Annotated in this window: 16 protein-coding genes; 6 read left to right on the top strand and 10 right to left on the bottom strand. The window is 72.8% G+C overall.

All coding sequences use genetic code 11. From position 1 onward, the window contains the following. Nucleotides 1-119 precede the first annotated feature (119 nt). Complete coding sequence (locus K7C98_RS39345) at nucleotides 120-3,941, top strand: serine/threonine-protein kinase PknK (protein ID WP_224197072.1); 3,822 nt, start codon at nucleotides 120-122, stop codon at nucleotides 3,939-3,941. 886 nt (nucleotides 3,942-4,827) lie between these two features. Here the strand turns inward: K7C98_RS39345 and K7C98_RS39340 are convergent. After that, complete coding sequence (locus tag K7C98_RS39340; RefSeq protein WP_224197071.1) at nucleotides 4,828-5,859, bottom strand: hypothetical protein; 1,032 nt, start codon at nucleotides 5,857-5,859, stop codon at nucleotides 4,828-4,830. A gap of 850 nt (nucleotides 5,860-6,709) precedes the next feature. On the opposite strand from K7C98_RS39340, the gene K7C98_RS39335 reads away from it, so the two are divergent. Both K7C98_RS39335 and K7C98_RS39330 read left to right on the top strand, forming a co-directional pair. Beyond that, nucleotides 6,710-7,051, top strand: a complete 342-nt coding sequence (locus K7C98_RS39335) for a hypothetical protein (protein ID WP_224197070.1) — start codon at nucleotides 6,710-6,712, stop codon at nucleotides 7,049-7,051. A 63-nt stretch (nucleotides 7,052-7,114) separates the two neighbouring features. Further along, the gene (locus K7C98_RS39330) at nucleotides 7,115-7,732 is read left to right on the top strand and encodes a hypothetical protein (protein WP_224197069.1); all 618 of its coding nucleotides are present in this window, start codon (nucleotides 7,115-7,117) and stop codon (nucleotides 7,730-7,732) included. Nucleotides 7,733-7,785: 53 nt separating this feature from the next. Here the strand turns inward: K7C98_RS39330 and K7C98_RS39325 are convergent, their stop codons facing one another. The 8 genes from K7C98_RS39325 to K7C98_RS39290 form a co-directional block, all read right to left on the bottom strand. Further along, nucleotides 7,786-8,562: a hypothetical protein gene (locus K7C98_RS39325; RefSeq protein ID WP_224197068.1), complete on the bottom strand. Its 777-nt coding sequence runs from the start codon at nucleotides 8,560-8,562 to the stop codon at nucleotides 7,786-7,788. A 202-nt stretch (nucleotides 8,563-8,764) separates the two neighbouring features. Then, entirely contained in the window at nucleotides 8,765-9,562 is a 798-nt protein-coding gene (locus tag K7C98_RS39320; RefSeq protein ID WP_224197067.1) for a LytR/AlgR family response regulator transcription factor, read from the bottom strand. After that, nucleotides 9,549-10,676: a sensor histidine kinase gene (locus tag K7C98_RS39315; RefSeq protein WP_224197066.1), complete on the bottom strand. Its 1,128-nt coding sequence runs from the start codon at nucleotides 10,674-10,676 to the stop codon at nucleotides 9,549-9,551. Before K7C98_RS39315 ends, K7C98_RS39320 begins: the two co-directional genes overlap by 14 nt. A gap of 169 nt (nucleotides 10,677-10,845) precedes the next feature. Then, nucleotides 10,846-12,345, bottom strand: coding sequence for a M20/M25/M40 family metallo-hydrolase (locus K7C98_RS45285; protein ID WP_224197065.1), 1,500 nt, complete (start codon nucleotides 12,343-12,345; stop codon nucleotides 10,846-10,848). A gap of 67 nt (nucleotides 12,346-12,412) precedes the next feature. Continuing rightward, entirely contained in the window at nucleotides 12,413-14,995 is a 2,583-nt protein-coding gene (locus K7C98_RS39305) for a serine/threonine protein kinase (protein ID WP_224197064.1), read from the bottom strand. A 378-nt stretch (nucleotides 14,996-15,373) separates the two neighbouring features. Beyond that, a complete protein-coding gene (locus tag K7C98_RS39300) occupies nucleotides 15,374-16,381 on the bottom strand; it encodes a C40 family peptidase (protein WP_224197063.1) in 1,008 nt (335 codons plus the stop codon). Beyond that, nucleotides 16,371-17,612 carry a Mur ligase family protein gene (locus K7C98_RS39295; protein ID WP_224197062.1) on the bottom strand — a complete coding sequence of 414 codons (1,242 nt, stop codon included), beginning with the start codon at nucleotides 17,610-17,612 and terminating at the stop codon, nucleotides 16,371-16,373. The genes K7C98_RS39300 and K7C98_RS39295 overlap by 11 nt, the downstream gene beginning before the upstream one ends. A gap of 170 nt (nucleotides 17,613-17,782) precedes the next feature. After that, nucleotides 17,783-18,709, bottom strand: coding sequence for a pyridoxal-phosphate dependent enzyme (locus K7C98_RS39290; protein WP_224197061.1), 927 nt, complete (start codon nucleotides 18,707-18,709; stop codon nucleotides 17,783-17,785). 287 nt (nucleotides 18,710-18,996) lie between these two features. Here K7C98_RS39290 and K7C98_RS39285 point away from each other — a divergent pair, with 287 nt between their 5' ends. The 3 genes from K7C98_RS39285 to K7C98_RS39275 all read left to right on the top strand — a co-directional run bounded on the left by K7C98_RS39285 (nucleotide 18,997) and on the right by K7C98_RS39275 (nucleotide 20,867). Further along, entirely contained in the window at nucleotides 18,997-19,170 is a 174-nt protein-coding gene (locus K7C98_RS39285; RefSeq protein ID WP_224197060.1) for a hypothetical protein, read from the top strand. Beyond that, nucleotides 19,149-19,463, top strand: a complete 315-nt coding sequence (locus tag K7C98_RS39280; RefSeq protein WP_224197059.1) for a hypothetical protein — start codon at nucleotides 19,149-19,151, stop codon at nucleotides 19,461-19,463. Before K7C98_RS39285 ends, K7C98_RS39280 begins: the two co-directional genes overlap by 22 nt. Before the next feature lie 378 nt (nucleotides 19,464-19,841). Then, nucleotides 19,842-20,867, top strand: a complete 1,026-nt coding sequence (locus tag K7C98_RS39275; protein WP_224197058.1) for a hypothetical protein — start codon at nucleotides 19,842-19,844, stop codon at nucleotides 20,865-20,867. Nucleotides 20,868-21,442: 575 nt separating this feature from the next. On the opposite strand, the gene K7C98_RS39270 is transcribed toward K7C98_RS39275, so the two are convergent. After that, entirely contained in the window at nucleotides 21,443-24,016 is a 2,574-nt protein-coding gene (locus K7C98_RS39270; protein WP_224197057.1) for an FG-GAP repeat domain-containing protein, read from the bottom strand. Between the last annotated feature and the right edge of the window lie 101 nt (nucleotides 24,017-24,117).

Below are 24,117 nucleotides of genomic sequence, written 5' to 3'. Positions count from 1 at the left end.
GCGACGGACTCGGCAGGTCGCTGCGCGGCCGCCGACGCGCCGCCGCGAGAGCGACCACGGCCCGCGCCGCGGCCATTTGGGTTCCGCGCGCCCGGCGGCGGCGCTAACCTGCCACAGCCGTGAGTCGCGACGACAACACGCAGCTCTCGCTCGAGGAGGCGATGTCGTTCCGCTCGGGCGACGACCTCACCAGCGACGGCAAGAGCGCCCCGTCGCAGCCCCGCGAGCCCGATCCGGGCGAGAGCGCCCAGTTCGTCAGCTTCGCCAACGACAAGCGCTTCAACATCGTCCGCCGCGTCGGCGCCGGCGGCATGGGCGTGGTGTACGAGGCGATCGATCGCGAGCGGGCCCATCCGGTCGCGCTGAAGACCCTGCTCAACGTCAGCCCGGGCGCGCTGTACCGCTTCAAGCGCGAGTTCCGGGCCCTCGCCGACGTCGCCCACCCGAACGTCATCCAGCTGCACGAGCTGTTCTTCGAGGGCGAGCAGATCTTCTTCACGATGGAGTACATCGACGGGCTCGAGTTCGTCGAGTACGTGCGCGGCGCGGCCGACGAGTCGGAGGAGCAAGATCCGGCCGCCCTCGCCGCCGAGCGCGAGCAGGGCTGGGAGCGCCTGCGGGCCGCGCTGCGCCAGCTCGCCGCCGGCCTCGGGGCCCTGCACGCGGCCGGCAAGCTGCACCGCGACATCAAGCCGTCGAACGTCCTCATCACCCGCGAGGGCCGGCTCGTCATCCTCGACTTCGGCCTCGTCAGCGACTCGATCACCGAGACCGTCCGCAGCACCGAGGCCGGCGGGGTGGTCGGCACGCCCGCGTACATGTCCCCCGAGCAAGCCGGCGGACAGCCGGCCTCGACCGCCTCCGACTGGTACGCCGTCGGCGTGATGGTCTACCAGGCGCTGACCGGCGAGCTGCCCTTCAAGGGCAAGGGCCTCAAGGTCATGATCGCCAAGCAGGACCGGGACGCGCCTGTCCCTTCGAGCATCGTCTCGGGCCTGCCCAAGGATCTCGAGGAGCTGTGCCTCGCGCTGCTCAGCCGCGACCCCAAGGCCCGGCCGAGCAGCGCCGAGGTGCTGCAGCGCGTCGGCAGCGGCCCCACCGGCATCCGCCCGCGCACCGCCGTCGGCCAGGAGCGCGACCTCTTCGTCGGCCGCGAGGCCCAGCTGCGCGCCCTGCAGGACGCCGCCGCCGCCACGCAGAAGGGCCGCGCCGCGCTGGTCCAGGTCTACGGCCGCTCCGGCATGGGCAAGAGCGCATTGGTGCGCGAGTTCCTCGCCCGCCTGCAGCGCGGCCCCGCGGTCGTGCTGGCCGGTCGCTGCTACGAGCGCGAGTCGGTGTCGTTCAAGGCGCTCGACTCGCTGATCGACGCCCTCGCCAAGCACCTCCTGCGCCTGCCCGAGGCCAAGGTCGCCGAATTGATGCCGCGCGACGTCCACGCCCTGGCGCGCGTGTTCCCGGTGCTGCAGCGGGTCAAGGCGGTCACGCAGGCGCCGCGGCGCTCGGTCGACATCCCCGACCCGCGCGAGCTGCGACGGCGCGCCTTCGCGGCGCTCAAGGAGTTGCTGGCGCGCCTGGCCGACCGCGCCCCGCTGGTGCTGCACATCGACGACCTGCAGTGGGGCGATCGCGACAGCGCCGCGCTGCTCGCCGATCTGCTGCGCCCGCCCGACGCCCCCGCGCTGCTGCTGATCGCCAGCTACCGCACCGAGGCCCACAGCGGCGCGGTGCTCAAGACCCTCCGCGAGGCCGCGCGCGGCGAGCTCGATCTGCGCGAGCTGCAGATCGGTCCCCTGTCCGAGGCCGACGCCGAGGACCTCGCGCAGTCACTCTTGCCCGCCAACCTGCGCGCGCGGGCCCGCCAGGTCGCGCGCGAGGCCCAGGGCAACCCGCTGTTCGTCAGCGAATTGGTGCGTCACTTGCTCGCCACCGGCGAGCGGCCCGGCGAGCGCGGCGAGGTCACCCTCGATCGCGTGCTGCTGGCCCGCATCGACGGCTTGCCCGAGCCGGCGCGGCGGCTGCTCGAGATCGCCGCGGTCGCCGGCGGCCCGGTCGACCTGCGCCTCGCCGGCGCCGCCGCGGGTCTGCCCGAGACCCACGCCGCGCTCGCCACGTTGCGCAGCGAGCACCTCGTGCTCACCCGCAGCGGCGACAGCGAGGTCATCGAGACCTACCACGACCGCGTGCGCGAGCTGGTGCTCGCCGCGCTCGCGCCCGACGACCTCAAGGCCCGCCACCGCGACCTCGCGTTCGCGATGGAGCACCACGGCGAGCGCGACAGCGACACCCTCGCGCTGCACTACCGCGAGGCCGGCGAGTGGGAGCGCGCCGGCGACTACGCGCAGATGGCCGCCGACCAGGCCGCCGCCGCCCTCGCGTTCGACCGCGCCGCCCGCCTCTACCGCCTCGCCCTCGAGTTCAAGCCGCACAGCGACAAGGGCCGCGCCGAGCTCAGCGTCCGCCTCGCCGACGCGCTCGCCAACGCCGGCCGCGGCGTCAAGGCGGCCCGCCTGTACCTCGAGGCAGCCGCCTCCGAGCCGCCGGCCCGCGCGCTCGAGCTGCGCCGCCGCGCCGGCGAGCAGTTCATCCGCGCCGGCCAGCTGCCCGAGGGCATGGCGACGATGCGCCAGGTGCTCGCCGCCGCCGGCATGAGCCTCCCGGCCACCAGCCGCGCGCTGCACACCAGCCTCACGTGGGAGCGGGCCCGCTGGCGCCTGCGCGGCCTCGGCCTGCGCGAGCGCGACCCCAAGACCACCGACCCTGACGACCTCGTGCGCCTGGCCGTGTGCCGCACCCTGTCGTCGAGCCTGGCCGCGCACGACCTCCCGCTGACCGCGCTGTTCCAGGCGCGCTACCTCAACCTGTCCTACAAGACAGGTAACATCTTCCACGCCGCCTGCGCGCTGGCGGCCGAGGTCGCGTTCGTCTCCTCGGGCGGCGAGAACGACCGCGCCCGCACCGAGAAGCTCGCCAGCGCCGCCCAGGCCCTGCTGCAGCGCACCCCCGAGGCGCTGCCGCGCGGCCTTTTGGCCCTGTCGCGCGGGGTCGCGGCGTTCCACTTCGGGCGCTGGCGCGAGTGCATCGTCCTGCTCGAGCAGTCGGAGCAGATCCTGCGCAGCGAGTGCACCGGCACCAACTACGAGATCGTCAGCGGCCAGTCGTACCGCCTGATCGCCCACTTCCTGCTCGGCGACCTGCGCGTGGTCGGCCAGCGCCTCGCCACGTTCATCGCCGAGGCCCGCGACCGCGACGACAGCTGGTCCGACGCGCTGCTGCGCGGCGGGCCGCAGGTCGCCTACTGGCTGGCCGAGGACGACCTCCTGCGCGCGCGCGCCGAGATCGGCTACGTGCAGCAGCGCCTGCCCGAGGAGTCGCTCGGCCCGCCGCGGCTGTGGACCTTCGTCGGCAGCCTGCTGGTCGACTTCTACGGCGACGACCCGGCCGCGCCGTGGGGCCGCGTCGAGCGCGAGTTCGCCGACCTCGAGACGTCGTTCTTGTTCCACAGCCAGTGGGCCCACGTGGTGCTCGGCTTCCTGCGCGCGCAGGCGGCCCTGCTGCGCCTGATCTCCGACCACGGCGACAGCGAGCGCGCGGGCCTCGTCCGCCTGGTCGAGCACGAGGCGAGCCGCCTGGCCCTCGAGACAGCCCCGTGGGCCCGCCCGCTCGGCGAGCTGGTCGGCGCGGGCCTGGCCGCGTCGCTCGGCCACAAGGACCGCGCCCTCGCCGGGCTGCGCGCGGCCGAGCCGGGCCTGCGCGCCGCCGACATGGCCCTGTACGCCGCCGCCGCCCGCCGCCGCCTCGGCGAGCTCACCGGCGGGGACAAGGGCGCCGAGATGATCGCCGCCGCCGACCTCGCCCTCGGCGAGCAGGGCGTCCGCCGCCCCGACCGAATGACCCGCGCGCTGCTGCCCGGCTTCCCTGGCCGCCAGCGCGGCGACACATGACCATGGGGACATGTTCGTAAGAGCATGTCCTCTCAAGCGATTGGTGGGTCGCACACGCGGACGATGGACGAGGTCGTGGGACGGCACGGTCCCGACCGGTCATGAAGATGGGCCGAATTGCCCGATGAGACATGTCGAAACGGACATGATGCGGTGGGCATCAAGCGGGGATCTGGATGAGACGCAACAACCGATGTGACGCGATCGCCGAGCGGGGCATCTCGATGAGACGCGACAACCGATGCACGAGGACGAACGGTCCATCTCGATGAGACGCGACAACCGATGCACGAGGACGAGCGGGGCATCGAGATGTGACGCAATCACCGACGAACGACGAGCGGGGCATCGGGATGACGCGACAACCGATGCACGAGAACGAGCGGGGCCGCCCAACTCTTCTCAAGGCGAGCGGGGGGCATGGGACGCCGGCGGGGCGGAGCCCAAGGCTCGCGCGGAGGCGCACAGTCCGTGTTCGTCGCGGATGTCGGCGCACGGCGACCGACGTTGTTCGCAAGGTATCGCGCCGAGCACGTGCCTTGGGGGGGTGCCCGACGAAAGCGAGGGACCCTTGCCCCCCGCTCGCCGCCCCCCCATCTCCCACGGCCCCGCGACTCCTCCGACTCGATAGCTCTCGCACCGAGAGGCCCCGCGACTCCTCCGACTCGGTCGCTCTCGCATCGGCCCGCGACTCCTCCGACTCGGTCGCTCTCGCACCGAGAGGCACCGCGACTCCTCCGACTCGATAGCTCTCGCACCGAGAAGCCCCGCGACTTCGCAGACGCGATGGCACTTGCACGGAGAAGCCCCGCGATTTCTCCGCCGCGATCGCTCTCTCAGCGACGAGCCCGCGACTTCTCCGCGCACGTGGGTCCGACGCGCGCCGTCACTGCTGGCGCAGCAGCCACCAGTCGAACCGCTGCTCCTGCCCGCACGCCCCGGTCTCGAACGACTGGCCGTTGTACGCCTCGTAGACCGCGTCGGCGAACTCGAGCGTCGCGTGCTGTCCGGGCGCGACCTCGACGGTTTCGGCGCCGCCGAAGCGCAGCGAGTACTCGACCGCCTTTTCGGGGCAGCAGTCGTCGACGTCGACGCACGAGCACTCGCTCTCCGACGGCACCAGCTCGACCGCGAGCGTCGCCTGGGCCACCGTGTTCACGGCCGGGTCGGGGGACAGCGTCTGGTGGCCGAACAGCGCCAGCGGCGGAGATTTGCCCGGCGTGTTGCTGCCGTCGTGCCACAGCGCCATCTGCTGGTAGCGGCAGGGTCCCAGCGGATCGCCCTCCATCGCCCCGTGGGCCGCCAGGTACACGCAGGGCCCCACGTCGATGTCGTCGGCGGGCTCCGGCGTGTGGAACGCGAACTGCAGCGACTTCCCGAACTCGCAACCAACGCAGCCCGCCGCCGGCGCGGTGTTACACGCCAGCGCGGCCACGATCCCGTCCTCCCCGCCCACGATCAGGAAGTTGCCCCCGGAGATATCGCCGCACGCCTGCGGGACCACCCCGTTCCATCGCCGCGCCAGCAGCTCCGCCGGACCGTAGCCCGTCGACCCGCACACCGGGGCCACGTCCTCGGCGGTCGTGCCGGTGCCGCCGGTGAACTCACCCGTGGCGGTGGAGGTGGCCGTCGTGGTGGTGGCCGTCGTCGGATCGGGGCCGCTCGTGGCGACGCCCGTGGTCGTGGCCGTCGTCGTCGCCTGGCCCGGATCCCCCGTGGTCGTCGCCTCGTCCGTCGTCGTCGACGTCAACGTCGTCGCCTCCGGCACGAGCGCCGCCGAGGAGCTCGCCAGGGTCATCGCCTCGCCCGTATCCGTGTCCGGACCCTCGGTGACGAAGAACGCCGGGTTGTCCTTCCAGCAACCCGCGAGCACCAGCCCCACCACCGCCGCGGCCCCCGCCGCCCGTCCTCCTGCCATCCGCCGCATCGCTCGACGATCCCTGTCACATTCCGGCAGCCGCGACGCATCCTGGAGCCGGAACCGCCGCGTGAGCCTCCTCTGTGCGCCTCGCGGGGTGTCTTGCTGCCCGACAACAGTGTTCGAGCAGCGCCTGCGTTCGCACGTCCGGCGCACACCGGGCCTCGTGGATCCGTCGGACCCGAGCGCGACCCCGCGACCTCCCGTTCTTGGAGAAACAAATTCGCGCCCGCGCGCCCGCGATCGCGGTCGCGGCGATACTGTCTATTTAACCATGTTCTCGAAGACATGTTCAAATGGGCATCCCGCTCCACGCACCCGTCGAGCAGCGCCGCCCGGCCGGTTGACGCCCTCCCCGCGACCTTCACCCGGCCGATTCACGCCCCTCCCGCGGCCTTCGACCGATCGCTTCGAGTGTGCTCCCGCAACCTTCGCCCGATCGCTTCGCGTGCGCTCCCGCGACCTTCGTGCGGCCGGTTCATTGGCGCCCCGGCGACTCTCGGCCGGCCCGCTCACCTGCGCCCGCGGTCACCGGCAGCCCGACCCGCGATCACCGCGACCGGCCGGCAATGCTCGCGCCGCGTTCGCGCCAAAGCTCGCAGGCGTCTCCTCGCAATCACCGCGCCGACGGTTCCGCCATGCTCACATTCGCGGGCCGCACCGAATCGCCCGACCGCTCGCCGGGGAGCGGCGCACGGACGACCGTCGAGGCCCCCGCGCGCGCCCGTGCGCCCCTGAACGCCCGTGAGCGAGTCGGCACCACATCCGGCCACCCGGCCGCGTCGCCGCGGCGTTCGCAATTGATCGCGCCTTGACTGGCCCGGCGCGGGCCGGGGCGCACCTCTCCCGCATGCGACGATTCACCCTCGCGCTCGCTGCGGGGCTCGGCGTCGGCCTCGCTCTCGGCGGGGCGGCCGACGCGAGCCCCCGCAAGGTCTGCCCCGGCGTCCACAAGCCGTGCGGCGATGAATGCTACGACCCGCTCACGCAGAGCTGCCTCCTCGGCGCGCTGGTCTGCAAGGGCGCGCAGAAGTCGTGCGGCGACAAGTGCTACGACCCGCACCATCAGAGCTGCCACAACGGCGGGGTCGTGTGCGCCGGGACGCAGAAGGCGTGCGGCGCTCGATGCTACGACCCCGTCACCCAGGATTGTCAATTGCAGGTGGACGACGAGGCGCCCGAGGACCCCTGAGCCTCGCCCCCGTCCGACGCGCCGGCTTGCGCCACCGGCCCGCCTGACCGATCCTCGCGGCCGATGCCGTCCGCGGTCCCCCGGAGTTGCTACGTCCTCGAGCTCTCGGTGCAGCCCGGCGGCTCGCGCTGGGCCGAGCTGCACGTCTACTCGGAGGTGCAACACGTCCGCGCCTGCATCGACCAGTTCGTCGCCAACGACGACGGGCTCAGCACCTTCCACGCCGTGTGGTACGGCGCGACGCTCGGCGTGTGGCTCGTGCAGCGCGGCGAGGTCGTCGAGTTCGTCGATCTCGAGCCGCACCTCGGCGCCCGCATCGACGGCGGCGACTGGGTGCCGCTCTCGCAGGCCCAGGCGCTGGCGATCGCGGCGCGCCCGCGCGACGAGGACGACGAGGAAGAGGAAGACGACCGCTCGCCCGCCGAACTCGCGGCCCACGACCGCATGGAGCTGCGCATCGACTGGGAGGCCGTCGCCGCCCGCCTGCCCGCGCTCGAGTCGCCGCAGCTGCGGCCGGGGCAGCGCACCACCGTCACGTTCCGCAGCGACCCCGGGGTCGACAGCTACCTCGACGACGGCGGCGAGGTCCGCTTCGGCTCGTGGGAGCTCGAGGGCGGCGACGCCCTGCCCCCGCCCTTCACGATCGAGGGCTGGCAGCACGACGACGACGACGACGACTGACGCGCGCCACTACGATGATCGCCGCGCGGCGTCAGGCGCGGGCCCGCGTGGCGTCAGTGCGCCATCGCCACGGTGTTGGCCAGCTGCGCCGTGAACTTGGCCGGATCGATGGCGCCGTCGACCTCGATCGACTGGATCGTCACCTTGCTGGTCTTGCCGTCGACCTCGCCCTCGCTGGCGAAGTTGAACTTCAGCCCGCCGACCTCGCGCCAGTCGCTGAACGTGATGTGCTTGGTCCTCTGCACGCCCTCCTTGTCCTTGAAGGTGATCGTGCGCTTCACGTCGAGGAACGTGGCGGCGTCGAGGTACCGCTGCTCGACGTCGCCGTTGGCGAGCGTGACCTCGAGCTGGTAGGCCTTGCTGCCCTTCACGTCGGCGGTGCCGACCAGCTCGACCTTGTGGCCGCGGGCGGCCGCGTCGAGGATCGGGTCGTCGAATTCGGCGTACTGCTTCAGCTTGTTCGCGTGCTCGGCGGGGATCGGGCCCATCGGCGCGTCGCCCTCGGCCAGCCAGCCCTTGTCGCCGTCGAACACCTTGACGAAGGCCTTGCCCTCGTGCGTGCCCTCCTTGCGGAGCTTGTTCGGCCGCGCGCGGTAGGCCACGAACGTGTCGACCGCGCCGCCCTCCCGGTACTCGCCGCGGATCACCAGGCTCTTGCTGGCCTTGAGCTTGTCGAGCCCGCCGAGCGCCGCCACGTGCTTCGCCACCACCTGCTCCGCCGTCAGGTCGGCCTGCGGGGCCGCGCCGGGCTTGTCGCCGCCGCCGTTGTTGTCGTCACACGCCGCCGCGCCGCCGAGCGCCAGCGCCATCGCCAGGATCCATCGCTGCATCATCATCCTCCGTTCGCCATCAAGCTATGCGAGGTCGCTGCGGCGCCCCAGCGCGGTGCAGGCGAACGCCGGTCCGGCGCAGCAGGCCGAGCGGCCCGTTCGCCGCGCAGCCGGCCGCCAAATCGGCATGCACGAAGGGGCATGCTCCGAAGAACATGCCCCCTCGCTCATGCCTCTCCGGGCATGTCTCGACGTACAGGCGTCACACCCGCAGCGACGCGATCTTGTCGCGCTGGCTGCGGGCGACCTTGAGCGTCGCGCCGCCCTCGAGCACGACCACCGCCTCGCGGCGCCCGCCGCTGCGGAGCTCGCGGATCCGCCGGCGGTTGACGATCGCCGAGCGGTGGATCCGCACGAACTGGGCCGGGTCGAGCCGGCGCTCGAGGCTCTGCATCGTCTCGCGGTGCAGGTAGCTCTTGGGCCCGGCGTGGATCTGCACGTAGTAGTCGGCCGCCTCGATCCAGTCGATCTCGTCGGCGCGCAGGAACACCACCCGGCTGCCGTCCTTGATCGCCAGGCGCTCGGCCGGCTGGATCGCCGCCGCGGGCGCCGGCCCGCGCGCCTCGCCGACGTCGGCCAGCAGCGCGGCCAGCTGGCGCCGCAGGTCCTCGACCTGCGCCACCTGCAGGTGGGCCTTGGCCCGCCGCAGCGCCTCGTAGAAGCGCTCGTCGTCGAACGGCTTCAGCAGGTAGTCGAGCGCGTGGACCTCGAACGCCTGCAGCGCGTAGCGGTCGAACGCAGTCACGAACACCACCCCGGGCACGCTCGCCGGCGGCAACGCGGCCAGCACCTGGAACCCGGTACATTCGGGCATCTGCACGTCGAGGAACACCAGGTCGGGGCGCAGCGCCTCGATCTGGGCGGCCGCCTCGCGGCCCGAGCCGACCTCGCCGATCACCTCGATGTCCGCGTCTTGTTTGAGCAGCAGGCGGATGCCCTCGCGGGCGAGTGGTTCATCGTCGACGATCAGCGTGCGAATGGGGGGATTACGCTCCAACATACATCGGCTCCTCGAAGGCTAGGGGGATCTGCAGCGACACCGCGGCCCCGCCGCCGTGCGCTGCCGCGACCTCGAATCGATGGTCGGCGGGGAAGAGTTGGCCGAGCCGGGCCCGGACGTTGCGCAGACCGACGCCGGCGCAGCGCTCGACGCAGAACGCGTCGGGCAGGCCGACCCCGTCGTCGCACACCGTCAACACCAGCGCCCCGCGCTCGCGGGCGGCCGTCACGACGACGCGGCCCGAGGCGGCCCGCGGCGCGATCCCGTGGCGGATCGCGTTCTCGACCAGCGGCTGCAGGATGAGGTTCGGCACCAGCGCGTCGAGCACCTCGGGCGCGACGTCGATGCGCACCTCGAGCCGGTCGGAGAAGCGCACCTTCTCGATCGCCAGGTAGCGCCCGAGGAAGTCGAGCTCCTGCTTGAGCGGCACCAGCTGGCGCCCGGTGTTGTCGAGCGCCAGCCGCAGCAGGTCGGCCAGGCCGCTCAACATCTGCAGCGAGCCCTGGGTGTCCTTCTTGCGCACCAGCACGCCGATCGCGTGCAGCGTGTTGAACAGGAAGTGCGGGTGCAGCTGCATCTTGAGCGCCTCGAGCTGCGCGTGCGCCAGCTGGGTCTCGAGGCGACAGAACGCCAGCTCGGCGTCCCGCGCCTTGCGGTGGTAGTCGTAGGCGTGGACGAGCGCGACCACCAGCCAGTAGACGAACAGCTGCAGCTGCACGCCCTTGGCCAGCAGCTTGCCGTAGATGGCGAGGACCGGGGTCTCCTGATAGTACGCGTCGCCGAAGAGGATCCCGGCGACACACACCACCGCGGCGTAACCCGAGGCCAGCGCCGCGTTGGCGGCGAGGTGCGTTCCCAGGTGACGCGTCCAGGTGTCACGCCCGAGCGGGAAGCGTCGGGCCACCCGCGCGACCAGTGGCGCCGCCGCGGCGAGATAGAGCCATGGCGGGTACTGCCAGGCCAGGTCGCGCAGGAACGACGGCTCGGGCACCCGCGCCGGCCACAGGAAGTAGACCTGTGACGAGGAGATCAGACCGCACAACAGCCACGGCGCGGCCATCACCCACGCGGGGGGGCCGTGCGACGTCGCGGCCGACTCGGGGCGATGCTCCATCCTCGGGACCTTGCCACTTCGACCTGACCGGGGCCCGAGTGGTTGCAGCCAAGAGCTGCGAGGCAGCAGCCAACGGCCGACAATTTTGCGTGAAACCGCAGCCCACCGCCGCGGGTCACAGTTGGTTGGCCAGGTGTATCACCTGACCGCGAGGGCAACTCGCGAGGGCTCAGCGCTCCGCGAGCACGAAGGCCATCAACGCCATCGCGGCCGCGTTGCGCTCGAGGTGGTCGGGGTCGATCTTGTCGAACGTGTCGGCCGGGCTGTGGTGCAGGTCGAAGTACGCGCTGACGTCGGGGTGGAGGCCGAGGCTCAACACCCCGTCCTTCGTCAGCGGCGAGATGTCGGCCCCGCCCCCGCCCGCCTCGAGCACGCTCGCGCCGATCCCGTCGAACAGCGGCGCGAAGCGCTGCAGCGCCGCGACCTCCTCCGGCGTGCCGCTGATGCCGAACCCCCGTGGCGCCCCCGACCCGGTGTCGGCCTCGATCGCCGCCACGTGCTTCTCCTTGCCGTGGGCCGCGTGGTACGCCTTGGCCCCGCGCAGGCCGTTCTCCTCGTTGGTGAACAGCACCACGCGGATGGTCCGCCGCGGCACGAGCCCCAGCTCCTTGAGCAGCGCCGCCGCCTCGATCGCCATCATGCAGCCGGCGCCGTCGTCGGTGCTGCCGTCGCCGACGTCCCACGAGTCGATGTGCCCGCCGATCACCACGACCTCGTCGGGCAACTCGCGCCCGCGCAGCTCGGCGATCGCGTTGGCGCTCTCGCTGTCGGGCAGGGTCTTGGCGCCGAGCGACAGCTCGACTTGGGTCGGTCCGCGACGCGCCAGTCGGGCCAGCAGCTCGGCGTCCTCGAGCGTCAGCGCGGCGGCCGGGATCTTCTTCACCCCGTCCTCGTAGCGCAGCGCGCCGGTGTGCGGGCTCCGCAGGCTGTTGGCGGTGACCGAGCGGACCAGCACCGCCTTGGCCCCGACCTTGGCCGCCTCCGAGGCCCCGCCGCCGCGGATCCGCACCGTCTCGCCGTAGTGCGTCTCGTGGCGCGCGTGGTCGAAGGGCGGCATCGCCTGGTTGATCACCACGATCTTGCCGCGCAGCTCGGCCCCGCGGGTCGCGATCTCGGCCAGCGAGTCGACCACCGCGATCTCGCCGCGCACCTTGCCGCCCACGGTCCCGCCGAGCCCGAGGATGACCAGGTCGCGCTCGATCGGCGCCACCACCCGCGCGCGCTCGGCCCCGCGGACCCACCGCGGCACCATCACCTTCTCGCGCCGGGGATTGTCGAGCCCGTCCTGCTTCATCTGCGCGATCGTCCAGTCGATCGCCCTCTCGAGCGAGCGCGAGCCGCTGAGGCGGTGACCGAAGGTGTCCGAAAGGACAGCTAGCAGCTCCCACGCGCGCGTGCGGCCCTGCGCCGCCGCCGTCAGCTTGTCGGCCGCGTCGACGAACACCGGCGGCAGCTCCTCGATGCGCGGCGTCGTCGCGGTCACCGCCGTCGCCGAGGGCAGCAACGGCTTGTCGCCGCCGACCACCGGACCGCCGCTCGCGTGCGCCCCCGGCGGGCCGCCGACCGGCATCGACTCGCCGTGGATCACCGGCGGCGCCGTCTCGCGCGGCCGGGAGGCCTGACAGGCGAACGCGACGGCGGCGAGGAGCAGACAGGACGCGGGGCGCACCCCGTCCCTCTACTGTAGACGGGCGCGACCCCGCAAGGCCCGGACCTGTCCCGAGATCTATGTCTCTTCAGGCATCTTCGGGCGCATCGGCCCACACGGCCCAGCCGGCGTCCCAGTCGTCGGCTTCATCACGGAAGGCCCCGGCGAAGTCGGCGTCGGCGGCGAAGAAGCCGTCGGCGGGCGGGGCGGCCGCGCCGGCGTGCAGCGCGGCGCGCGGCTTGAACCGCTTCAGGCTGGCCGGGTCGGCGCAGCCAGGGAGATCCGGATCTTCGACGCGCGCGCCGGCGGCGGTGAGGAGCGCCGCCTCGTCGACGCCGAAGTCGTCGTCGGCCAGCGCCCGCTCGCCGCCCGGGATCTCCGCGTGGGCCAGCGGCGCCGCGAAGTTGTGCGCCAGCCACAGCCCGCCGCGCAGCGCGACCGTCGTGTCGCGGTCGCGGACGTCGAGCGGCGCCTCGAACCCGACCACCACCGCGTTGCCGATCGTCGCCGCCGTGCCGCGGCGCAGCAGCATCCCGTAGTGCTCGTGCTCGAGGCCGTGACCGCGCCCGCACAGCGTCGCGTTGTAGATCGTCGGCGCCGAGCGGGGCTCGTTGCGCGAGCCGCCGGGGTCGTTGTCGCCCTCGAGCCCGGCCGTGGTGTCGAGCGCCCCGGCGCCGTCGCGCAGCAGCAGGAACTGCAGCCGTCCGCTGTAGCCGAGGTCCCAGTCGAACCCGTCGTCGCCGGGGTCCTGGCAGATCAGGTGCTTCGCGTCGACCGTGCCGCCGAAGAACTCGAAGCAGTCGTCGGCGGCGTGGCGCACCTGCACGTGGTCGACCTGCGTGCCGCGGCCGACCCCGGCGAACGTCACGCCGTTGATCTCGTTGTTGGGCCCGAGCTCCGTCCCGCTGTACTCGACCCGCACGTAGCGCAGCGTCCCCGAGCTGTCCTCCGGGTCATCTCCGCCGTACTCGCCGCCGTCGGCGATGCCCTCGACCCGCCCGCGCGCCGGCCGGCCCTCGGCGTCGCGCAGGTTGGTCGGCGCCTTGCCGAGCACGATGAGGCCGCCCCAGTCGCCGGCCCGCCGCTGCCCCGGCCGCGCCTCGCTGGTGAACACGATCGGCCGCTCGCGCGTGCCCTCGGCCACCAGCTTGGCCCCCGGCTGGACCACCAGCGTCCCGCCCGTGTCGCGGTCGCCGACGATCGTCGTCCCGGGGTCGATCGTCAGCGTCGCCCCCGGGCGCACGAACGTCACGAAGCGCAGGCGGTAGACCTTGTCGCACGTCAGCCGCGCCGAGCGCTCGATCTCCCCCGACAGCTCGACCACCGGCTTGTCGGCGCGCGCGCACGGCTCCAACACGGCCGGCTCTGCGGACATGTCTGTGCCGACATGCTCCTCCGAACCTGTCGTAAAGACCATGCTCGCAGAGACAGCCACGGCCACGGCCCCGAGCGCCCACGGCAACCACCGCAACACCGGGGTCGGCCGGCGCGCCGGCGCGACCACGCCCGACCAGGTGGCGTCGTGGGGCCCGCTCGGCCGCGGCGGGCTCGGCTCCTGCGGGGCCTCGGCGGAGCGCGGGGCGTCGCGGCGGGTCGGCTCGTCCGGATGGGCCAGGTCGCCCGGACCCGACTCGGCGAGACCTGACGGATCGGACAGGTCGAGCACGGGCAGGTCGTCGTGGGCCTGGCGGGCCCGCCGGATCTGCGCCTCGACCAGGCCGCGCAGGTTGGCGCGGTCCTCGGCGAAGATGTCGGCGAGCATGGCCCCGATGGCCCGCGGCGACGGGGCGCTCTTGCCGAGGTGGAGCTCGAGCGCCTCGCGGAACGCCTCGGCGGTGGCGGGGCGCCGCGCGGGGTCGACCGCCAGCGCCGACGCGCACAGCGAGCGCAGCGCCGGCGTCGCGGCGGCGTCGGCGGGCAGCGCCGGGATGTCGCCGCCCTCGAGCTTGCGCGCGATCGTCAGCTCGTCGAGCCCGGCCCACATGCGCTGGCGCGCCAGCGCCTCCCACAACATCACGCCGACCGAGAACAGGTCGCTGCGGCGATCGACCGCCTCGCCGCACACCTGCTCCGGCGACGAGTAGGCGGCCTTGCCCTTGAACGTCCCGATCTCCGTGTCGCCGCCGCCGGCGAGGTGGACGATGCCGAAGTCGACCAGCTTGACCTGCCCGTCGTAGGTGACGAGCACGTTGTGCGGCGACACGTCGCGGTGCACGAGCCCGAGCGGGCGGCCGTCGTAGTCGCGCAGCTCGTGCGCGTAGTGCAACCCGGCGAGCAGCTCGGCCAGGATCTGCAGGTGCATCGCCGTCGGCAACCCGGGCGGCAGCGGGGGCGGCTGGTACACGCGGCGGAGGATCCGGTGCAGCGGCTGGCCCTCGAGGTACTCCATGGCGATGAACGGCCGCCCGTCCTCGCTGCCGACCTCGTAGGTCTGCACCACGTTCGGGTGCGACAGCAGCGTGGCGATCCTCGCCTCGCGCTGGAACATCGCCCGGTACTCCGGGTCGCGCACCAGCGCCGGGCGCAGGTCCTTGAGCACGAGCAGCTTGAGCGCCCCGCCGACGCCACGCGCCGCCGCGAGGTAGATGTCGGCCATGCCGCCATGGCCGACGGCCGCGAGGCGCCGGAACTTCGGCGCGTGCGACCCGCGGCTGCGCTCGTCGCTCGTCATCGGCGCGGACGCTATGCCGACGCTCGCGGCGCAGCAAGTGACATCTCTGCCAGAACGGCGCGGCACCGCAGCGCGAACACTGCGACATGTAACCGCCGCATTTGTCACACGCGAGGCCATCGCGGCACGAGAACGCCGCTCGCCCGCGAATCGCCGCCACGCGGCCGCCAGCGCCTGTATGGAGCGAAACGGTCCTCGCCTCTCGTGGCCATCGCGACCCCACTCGAACCTGCTGCGCGCGCAACGTCCAGGTCGCTGCGCGCGGCGCGATCCGGCCGCGGAGCCGTCGGCGCCGGCTCGATCCGCGGCGCCCCCGCGAATGACATGTTCCATAGGACATGACTTAAACGACATGTCCCATGGGCAGCAGAGCCGCCGTCACGACGGCGACGCCAGCACCTGCTCGAGCTCCATGTGTCGCCAGCGCGACGTTCGGGCCAGCGCCTGCTCGAGCGGCTCCTCGATCACCCGCCCGCGGCGCGACGACGCGTGGATCAGCGTGCGCGCCCCGGCCCTCGCGCCGCGGAGCACGACCCCGACGTGGCACGCCGCCTCGCCCGCGCCCCACAGGAACAGCAGGTCGCCCGGCTCGCCGAGCGGGCGCACCGGCGCCGCCGCCAGCGCGAGCTGGTCGCTCGAGTGGCGCGGCAGCACCACCCCGAGCGCCGAACGGACCGCCCGCTGGACCAGCCCCGAGCAGTCGACCCCGAGCGGCGTCGTCCCGCCGAGCACGTACTGCGCCCCGCGGAAGCGCCGCAGCGCCCGCGTCAGCGCCGCCTCGCCGGCCGCGCGCGAGCACCTCGTCGGCGCCTGGGCTGCCGTCGTCGGGCCGAGCCGCGCCCGCGTCCACCCGAGCGTCCCGTCGCGGGCCCGCACCAGCACGCTGTCGCCCACCGCCGCCAGCACCCCGACCGGCCCGTCGCCGGGCAGCAGCTCGGTGCACAACTCGCTGCCCTCCCGGACATGCCCGAAATCCCATGCCCGATCGGCCATGCCCTCTCGAGCATGCTCCGAACGACATGCTCCGCCGACCATGTCCAATCTCGGCGGCGCGCGCCACAGGCGGGTGACCCCCGGCGCCAGCGCGAACCACCGCTGCGGCGCCGCGATCTGCGTCCCGGCCGCGTCGACGCTCCAGCCGTCCGGCAACTCCGCCTGCAGCTGCGCCAGCGCGGCCGCCAGCGCCCGCCGGCTCAGCGCCTCGCCGCTGACCACCAGCGCCCGCCGCCGCGGCTCGACGCCGCAGCGCAGCCCCGGCCCGGCCCAGCCGAAGCGGCGTTGCAGCGCCCGCCGCCGCTCGGCCAGCGCCCGCTGGACCCGGGCCTCGAGCGTCATCACCGTCACCCTCCAGTCCGGGCGCGCGCCGACCTGGGCCTCAAGCGTCATCCCCGTCGCTCTCCAGTCCGAGCAAGCGCCGGACCATCGCGCGGTCGGAGAACGGCAGCGTCTCGTCGCCGATCGTCTGGCCCGACTCGTGGCCCTTGCCGGCGACCACCACGACGTCGCCGGGCTGCGCCAGCTCGAGCGCCATGGCGATCGCCCGCAGCCGGTCGGGCTCCTCGACGATCTGCGCCCGACCGCCGCGCGACAGCCCCGCGCGCAGGTTCGCCGCGATCTGCCGCGGATCTTCGCGCCGCGGGTTGTCGGTCGTCACCACCGCGACGTCGGCCGCGCTCCCGACCGCCTCGCCCATCGGCTCGCGCTTGCCGGCGTCCGTGTCGCCGCCGGCGCCGAACACCACGATCACGCGGTGCTCGCCGGCGATCGCCCGCGCCGTCGCGCACGTCCGCGCCAGCGCGTCGGGCGTGTGCGCGTAGTCGACGACCGCCACCGGCGCCCGGCCCAGCACCTCGAAGCGCCCGGGCACGATCGGGCAGCCCGCCAGCCCCGCGCGCACCGCCGCCGCCGGCAAGCCGGCCGCCAGCGCCGCCGCCGCCGCCGCCAGCGCGTTCTCGGCGAACACCTCGCCGACGTAGGCCACGCGCAGCGCCCCGCCGAGCGCCTCGGCCAGGGGCGACGGCGCCAGCGTCAGCGCCGTCCCGTCGATGGATGTCTCCACGGACATGGCTTCCAGGTCATGTTTCATCAAACATGCCCCGCGAGACAGCACGCCGTACCACACGCGGCGGACGTCGACCGGCGTCACCTGGTCGATGAGCAGCGCCGCCGGGTCGCGGGCGTTGAGGATCGCCGCGCCGCCCGGCGACGTATGGACGAACAGCTGGGCCTTGCTGGCGAGGTAGTGCTCCCACGAGCCGTGGCTCTTGAAGTGGTCGGGCGACAGGTTGGTGAACACCGCCAGGTCGAAGCGCCAGCGCTTGGCGTAGCCGCGGGCCAGCGCCTGGCTGGTGATCTCGACCACCGCGTGGCGGGCCCCGGCGGCCCGCGACTGCTCGGCCGCGGCGAGGAAGCCCTGCCAGCTGCGCTCGACCGCCAGCGGCCTGCCGTCGAGCGAATAGTCGAGAGTCGTCGCCGAGAACACCCGCTCGCCCGCCGCGCGCACGATCGCCGCCAGCATCGTCGTCGTCGACGTCTTGCCGTTCGTGCCGGTCACGCCGAACGTGCGCATGTCCTCGGCCCAGGGGGCGGCGGCGGGCACGGGCCTCGGGTCGCTCACGGGCCGAAGCTTCGCACAGGTCGTCGCGCCGGCGAACCCGCCGCTCGGCTCGTGCTCCCGGTCCCGGGCGCGTCGCACGTCCCGCAGCTCTGCAATGCCGCCCGCCCTCCCTCGTGCACGGTCGCCGGGCCCAGCAGCCCGGTCAAGCCGCGCACGATCGCGGCGGTGCGTCAGCGGACGCCGGTGCGTTCGGCCCACGCGCGCAGGAGCGCGAGGTCGACACCCGCCCCGCCGCACACGATCACCAGCACCGGTCCGCGACCGGCGATCGGCGGCGCGCGATCATAGATGACCGAAAGGCCAGCTCCGCAGGCCGGCTCGACCAGCACCCGGTGATCGTCGGCGAAGCGCAGGCAGGCCGACACCGCGGCGCGGTCGCTGACCGTCCACGGCACGATCTCGTGGCGGCGCGACCACGTCACCGCCTCGGCCGCGACCGCGCGGGCGCCGAGCGTCGTCGCCAGGGAGGTGATCGCCGGGATCGCAACCGGCGCGCCGGCGGCCAGCGCGGCCGCGTACGACGCCGCGCCCTCGGTCTCGACCGCGAGCACCGGCACGTCGGTCCAGCCGACCGCGTGCATCCCCTGCAGCACCCCGCACAGCAGGCCCGCTCCGCCGACGGCGACCACCACCGCGCCCGGGCGTTCGCCCTGGGCAGCGGCCTCGACCACGATGTCCGCGTGCCCGGTCCAGATCTCCGGGTCGTCGAACGGGTGGATGTAGGTCGCATCTTCCGGCAGCTCGGCGAGCGCCGCTCGATGGGCCGCGAGCCAGTCGTCGCCGCGCACCACGACCTCCGCGCCCTCGGCGGTCAGCAGATCGTGGGCGCGGGCGGTGGTCGAGCTCGGCACCACCACCCGCACCGCCGCCCCCAGTCGGCGACCGGCGTAGGCGACCGCGAGACCGGCGTTCCCGCCGGACGCGCATACCAGCCGTCTGGCCCCGCCGGCCACCCGGCTCGCGCACAGGCGACCGAGCCCGCGCAGCTTGAACGACCCGCACGGCTGCAGCGCCTCCATCTTCAGCAGCACGGGCGCGCCGAGAGCCGCGCCGAGCGGCACGGAGCGCCATAGAGGAGTGGTCTGAGCGAGCGACATGCGACGGCCATACACCTGCGCGCGCCCGCCGGGCAAGCTACGGGCCCGCGCCGAATGGGCGGACGACTTCCCCGTCGTCGTGTCCGCTCGGCGCGGCTGGTTGCCACCGCCGGGGTCTGCTCGCGACAGCGCCGGAGCACCGCGACGAGCGGCGGCTCGACTCCATCGTCACGCCGCGCGGGCCAGCGCCGGGGCGAGCTCGCGCGCGGTCGGCTGCGCCCTCGTCGGCGCATCTGCCAGCGCGAGCTGGCGCGGCGCGTCGGCACGACTTCCGTACCAAGGAACGGATGGTGGAGCAGATCATCGTCACCTTCTACGGCGACATGGCCGCAGGCGGGCCCGAGCTGATGGACGCCGAGCTCGAGCAGATCCCGCGGCTGGTCGCGCGCCACGTCAAGCGGCTGTACGAGGGCCGCACGCACCGCTCTTCGTCCGCTGCATGTTCTCGAGCGCCCGCCTGAACCCGCGCTTCGGCCGGCTCAACCGCGCGCTCGGGCTGCGCCGGTTCATCGACCGCGACGAGCCGACCGAGGCGGAGGCCGTGGACCTCACCCGACGGATGACATTCTCTACGGGGTTCCGCCTGATGGAGGAGAAGGTCCGCGTCGACCCGCGGCCGCTCGGTCCGGACGTCGACCGCCACCTCGAATTCTGCGCCGCCGCCCGCGAGCTGTGGATCCGTGAGTTGAAGCGGCAGAAGGGGATCCCGGGCGCAGCGGCCTGGCCGGCGACCCGGTCGCGGGGCGAGGCGTGACAGGCCGCTGTCGCAAGATGCATCGCCGCGGTCGCCACGCCTCGCCCTTCGTCGCGCGGTCGTCTGTCTTTCCAATCGTTTGCGTGCGGACCGACGCGTGCAGGAGATGGGCAGCCGATGGCCAACCCGACACATGGCGCCGAACTCGCGCTGTCGACCCGCGACCCCAGGCTCGAGTTCGAACGACGTTTCCCGCCCCAAAGCGGGCCGGTAGGCCGCCTCTCGCGCATTCCACGGCGCGCGGGTGCGCGTCCGATCGCGGCCGGGTTTTTCTGCGCCGGGCGACCGACGCTGCGCCGGAATATTTGACTTTTCCGACTGGTCGGCACGTGGAGCATCTGCCAATCTTGAAGCCATCCCGTTCGAGGTAGCCACGTCATGTTGCGGTCTCGTCTGCTCGTCTCCGTCGCCACTCCCCTTTTCGCTGCGTCGCTGTTGTTGCCGTCGGTCGCCGTCGCGTCGCCGTACGCACGCAGCGTCCCGCTGCTCGGCATGCAGGACCCCGGCGGCGAGTCGCTCGCTCAGCCCATCCCCGGGCAGACGCCGGTCGCCCCGGTGAACACGCAGGTCCAGGCCCCGGGCGCGCAGTCGCAGGTCACCCCGCCGGGGGCAGTCTCCGGGCCGCAGAGCCAGAGCCAGACGCTCGCCGCCCCGGGTGCCGCGCCGCTCAACGTGCCGCCCGGCAGCACGGTGATGCAGCCGCAGATCCAGGTGCTCGTGCAGCCGCAGATCCAGGTCCAGGCCCAGCCGCAGGGCAACGCCACGCCGACGAGCAGCGCCGACATCAGCACCAACAGCAACTCGAACAGCAACTCGAACGCGACGCCGACGGTCACCACCAACACCCGCACCACGCCGCCGCAGGCCCCGGTGTACGTGGCTCCGCCGCAGCAGCGCTATCCGCAGACCCGCTACGCCCCGCCGCCGCCGCCCCCGCGGATCGTCACCCGCGTGGTCTCGCGGCCGTCGCACGCCGCTCCGCCGCCGGCGATCAAGCGCCCGCCCCCGCCGCGCAAGGGCCTGATGGTCACCGGCTGGGTGCTGTTCGGCGTCAGCTACCTGATCACCGCCAGCAACGCCGCCGACCTCTACGACCGCTGCCCCGGCATGAACAAGCCCGGCCGCTGTCGTGACCTGGCCGAGAACATGTTCATCCCGGTCGTCGGCCCGTTCCTGGCGATGGAGCAGGCCAAGTACGCCACCGACGACTTCTCGCTGGCCGTGTCCGGCTCGCTGCAGGGCCTCGGCCTCGTCATGGGCATCGTCGGCACCGTCCAGTACCACCGCGACAAGTACCGCAACCGCGTGCTCAACGAGTACGGCGTCCGCGTGGCCAAGAACGCCAGGCTCAACGCCGGCAGCCGGGTCGGCGGCGGTCAGCTGACCCTCACCGCCCGCTTCTGACGGCCCCCGCGGCCCGAACCGCGAGAGCGCGACGAGACCTCGTCGCGCTCTTCGCGTTTCTGACGGCTTCCTTCAGGGACATGTTTGAAGAAGCATATCCCGAAGGACATGCCGCGGCGAACATGCCCGATCGGACAGCCGTTCGACCCCGCGGTTCGCCACCGACGACGAGCCGATCAGCCGGTCGACACGCGCTGCACGGCACACCAGCGCAGCAGCCGAGCCTGGCGTGGCCACCGGCGCACGCTCACCAGCCCGCGCTCACCCTCCGCCACGACCAGGCGGCGCGGTCGCGTGCGCAGCCCGGAGCTTCACCTCGTCCCCGGCCGGAGGCCTCGCCCCCGCACAGGCGGCTCGCCATGCGCGGGACGGCCGCGCGCTCGAGCAGCGGTCGAGGCGTCGCCCCGGCATGACGGCGCGGTGTACTGGCCTCCGGGCGGACCCGCGGCGGCCATGGCCGCCCCTCGTCGTCGATGCGCTCGAACGACGACCGCCCGGCGAGTCTGCCACTGAAATGACGACGGGCCGACCGGCGTCGCGCCGACCGGCCCGTTCGGGCGCTCAGGAGTCGGGCGTCAGCCCGCCTCGGGGCAGAACGCCTCGGTCACGACGGCGCCGTTGTTGTCCTCGTTGCACTCCTGGATGAGGCCGGCGTTGTTGCCCGGATCGATCTCGACGAAGTAGTTCTTCTTGTTGTTCTTGTCGGGGCCGGGCTTGATGCTCCACTTGAGCTGGGTCGAGCCGCCGGGGAGGATCTGTTGCGTGGTCGGCTTGGTGCCGAGCTTCACGCCGGTGTTGTCGGTGCCCTCGTGGAACGAGACATCGATGCCCGGCGGCACGCCGAGCGCGCCCTCGTTGTAGATGGTGGCCACGAGCACCAGCTCGTCGGAGCACTCGTTGAGGTCTGCCGCCAGCGAGATGGTCAGGTCGGCGGCGTTGAACACGCCCTCGCCCTGCACGTTCTGGCGGAAGTTGTTGAGGCCCCCGACGGTCCAGTTGGCCTCCTCGCTCATCGGCGGGTTGCCGGCCGAGTCGGCGTTGGTCACGTGATAGGTGTGCTGCGTCCAGACCTTGCGGGTCGGCACCCAGTTGTCCCCGCCGGCCCCGTACACGAACACGCCCTTGCGCGCGGTCCAGCCGGGCGTCGCCGCCTGGCAATCGGTGATGTTCTGCGGATCGGCGAAGTTGGCGACCACGACGAACTCGGAGTTGCCGTCGCCGTCGACATCGGCCACGAGCGGGTACTCGTGGATCGTCGCGCTCGAGTTCATGATCTGCAGCTGCACCTCACCGGTGGCGCCGTCGTACACGCGGGCGAAGCACTCGTCCTGGTACGCGACCTCGGCCTTGCCGTCGCCCTGGAAGTCGAACACCGACGAGCCGGTCGCGGCCGACGACTTGTCCTGGATGATGGCCCTCCAGCGGGGGTACATCGCCCCGAGGACGGGAGGATCGTCGGCGGCCGGCTTCACGACGGTCTCGGGGACGTTGTCGCCGCCGAAGCCGGGGCGGTTGAAGTCGTAGACCGCGTAGCGGACGCCGCCGGCGATGCCCGCCTCGGGGCGCCCGTCGCCGTCGAAGTCGGCGATGGTCGCCGGACCGCCGAGGTCGTCACCCGCGATCTTGATCGGCTGCGTGCGCAGGGCCGGGTTGGCCTGGCACATCACGTCGGTCGGGTCGACGCCGCACCACAGCGCGCCCGTCTGACCGTTGATCACGCGGATGGCCGGCCACGCGACCAGCACCACCTCGGGCTTGCCGTCGCCGTCGAGGTCGGCGACCGACGGCCAGCCGTCGTTGTTGTGGCTCGAGACCGGGTTGGTCTTGTTCGACCAGAACAGGGTCATCGTCACCGACGGCGGGTTGCCGGGGACCCACTCGATCTTCCACGCGTCGCGGCCGGTGACCAGCTCCGGCTTGGTGTCGCCGTCGAGGTCGGCGAAGGTCGCCACGCCGCCGGGGTAGATCGGATTCTGGCCGCTCATCGGCGTGCCGTACATCGACCCGTTCTGGTTCATCTGGCCGTTCCACGGCTGGTTCCACACCATGAGGCCGTCGTTGTCGAGGAGCGACGCGCCGAACGCGATCTCGGCCTCCGGATCGTTGTCGAGGTTGACGACCGCCGCGGCCCCGTTCTCGATGCGGAACTTCGCGATGCTGTTGTTGGGCAGGCGCGACGTCCACAGGTGGGCGCCCATCCCGTCGACTGCATGGACCGGCGAGACCTTGCCCGCCTCTTCGCGGCCGGCGTAGATGATGTCGGGCAGGCCGTCGCCGCTCACGTCGGCGACCGCGACCGACGAGCGGCCGTGCGAGCCGAACTTCATCATCTGCGGGTCGTGGGTGATGCGCCACTTCTCCTGCCCGTTCGTGCCGTCGAGCACCACGATCTCGCCGATCAGGTAGCCGGCTCCGCCGTCGATGCGGGTCGTGTTGACCACCACGTCCGGCTTGCCGTCGCCGTCGACGTCGGCGATGACCGGCAGCGAGATGACCTGGTTGGTCGTCCAGGCCCACTCGAGCTGCGGCTGGATGTCGTCGAACGTCGGCACGACCTCGCAGTCGAGCGGGTCGGGCTGCGGCAGGCACTGGCCGAACAGCGGCTCGCAGTATTCACCGGGCTCGCAGTCGTACGAGTCGGCGCACGGGCCGAGCGGCTGCTGGCACACGTCCCCGAGGCACACCGCGCCGGCGTCGCAGCAGACCGACTTGTCGTCGCCGCAGCGGATGCCGCTCTCGCACAGGGGCAGGCACGCCCCGTCGACGCACTCGTCGCCGGCCGGGCAGCAGACCGCCGGCTCGCCGCAGAGGATCGTCATGCACATGTCGACGCCGGTGGTCCCGCTGACCGGCCCCGTCGTCGACTCGGAGGTGGTCGTGTCGGCCGTCGTGCTGGTCGACGTCGACTCGACGGTGGTCGCGGTCGTCGTCTCGGTCGCCGACACGCCCGTGTCCGTGACGTCCGTCGTCGTCGGCACCGAGGTCGCCGTCGTCGTCGTCGTCGTCGGCGCGCCGGTGGTGTCGGTCGTCGACGTGTCGTTGTTGGCGGTGTCGGTCCCGACCTGCTGGTCGTTGCCGCATCCGGCGAGCGCGGGGCTGAGCAGCGCAAGTCCGGAGAGTGCCCAATAACGCGCTAAGTTGGTGTTCATAGGACTATTTAGCCATACTGAGCGGCTTCGGACCACGCAACAAATCAGCTTTTTTTCGCGGGCGCAGGGCCATGGCGCCGGCAGCGGACGCCTGACCGATC

The organism is Nannocystis pusilla (assembly GCF_020073745.1).
Taxonomy (GTDB): Bacteria; Myxococcota_A; Polyangia; order Nannocystales; family Nannocystaceae; genus Nannocystis; species Nannocystis radixulma.
This window is presented reverse-complemented; position numbering and strand designations above follow the sequence as displayed.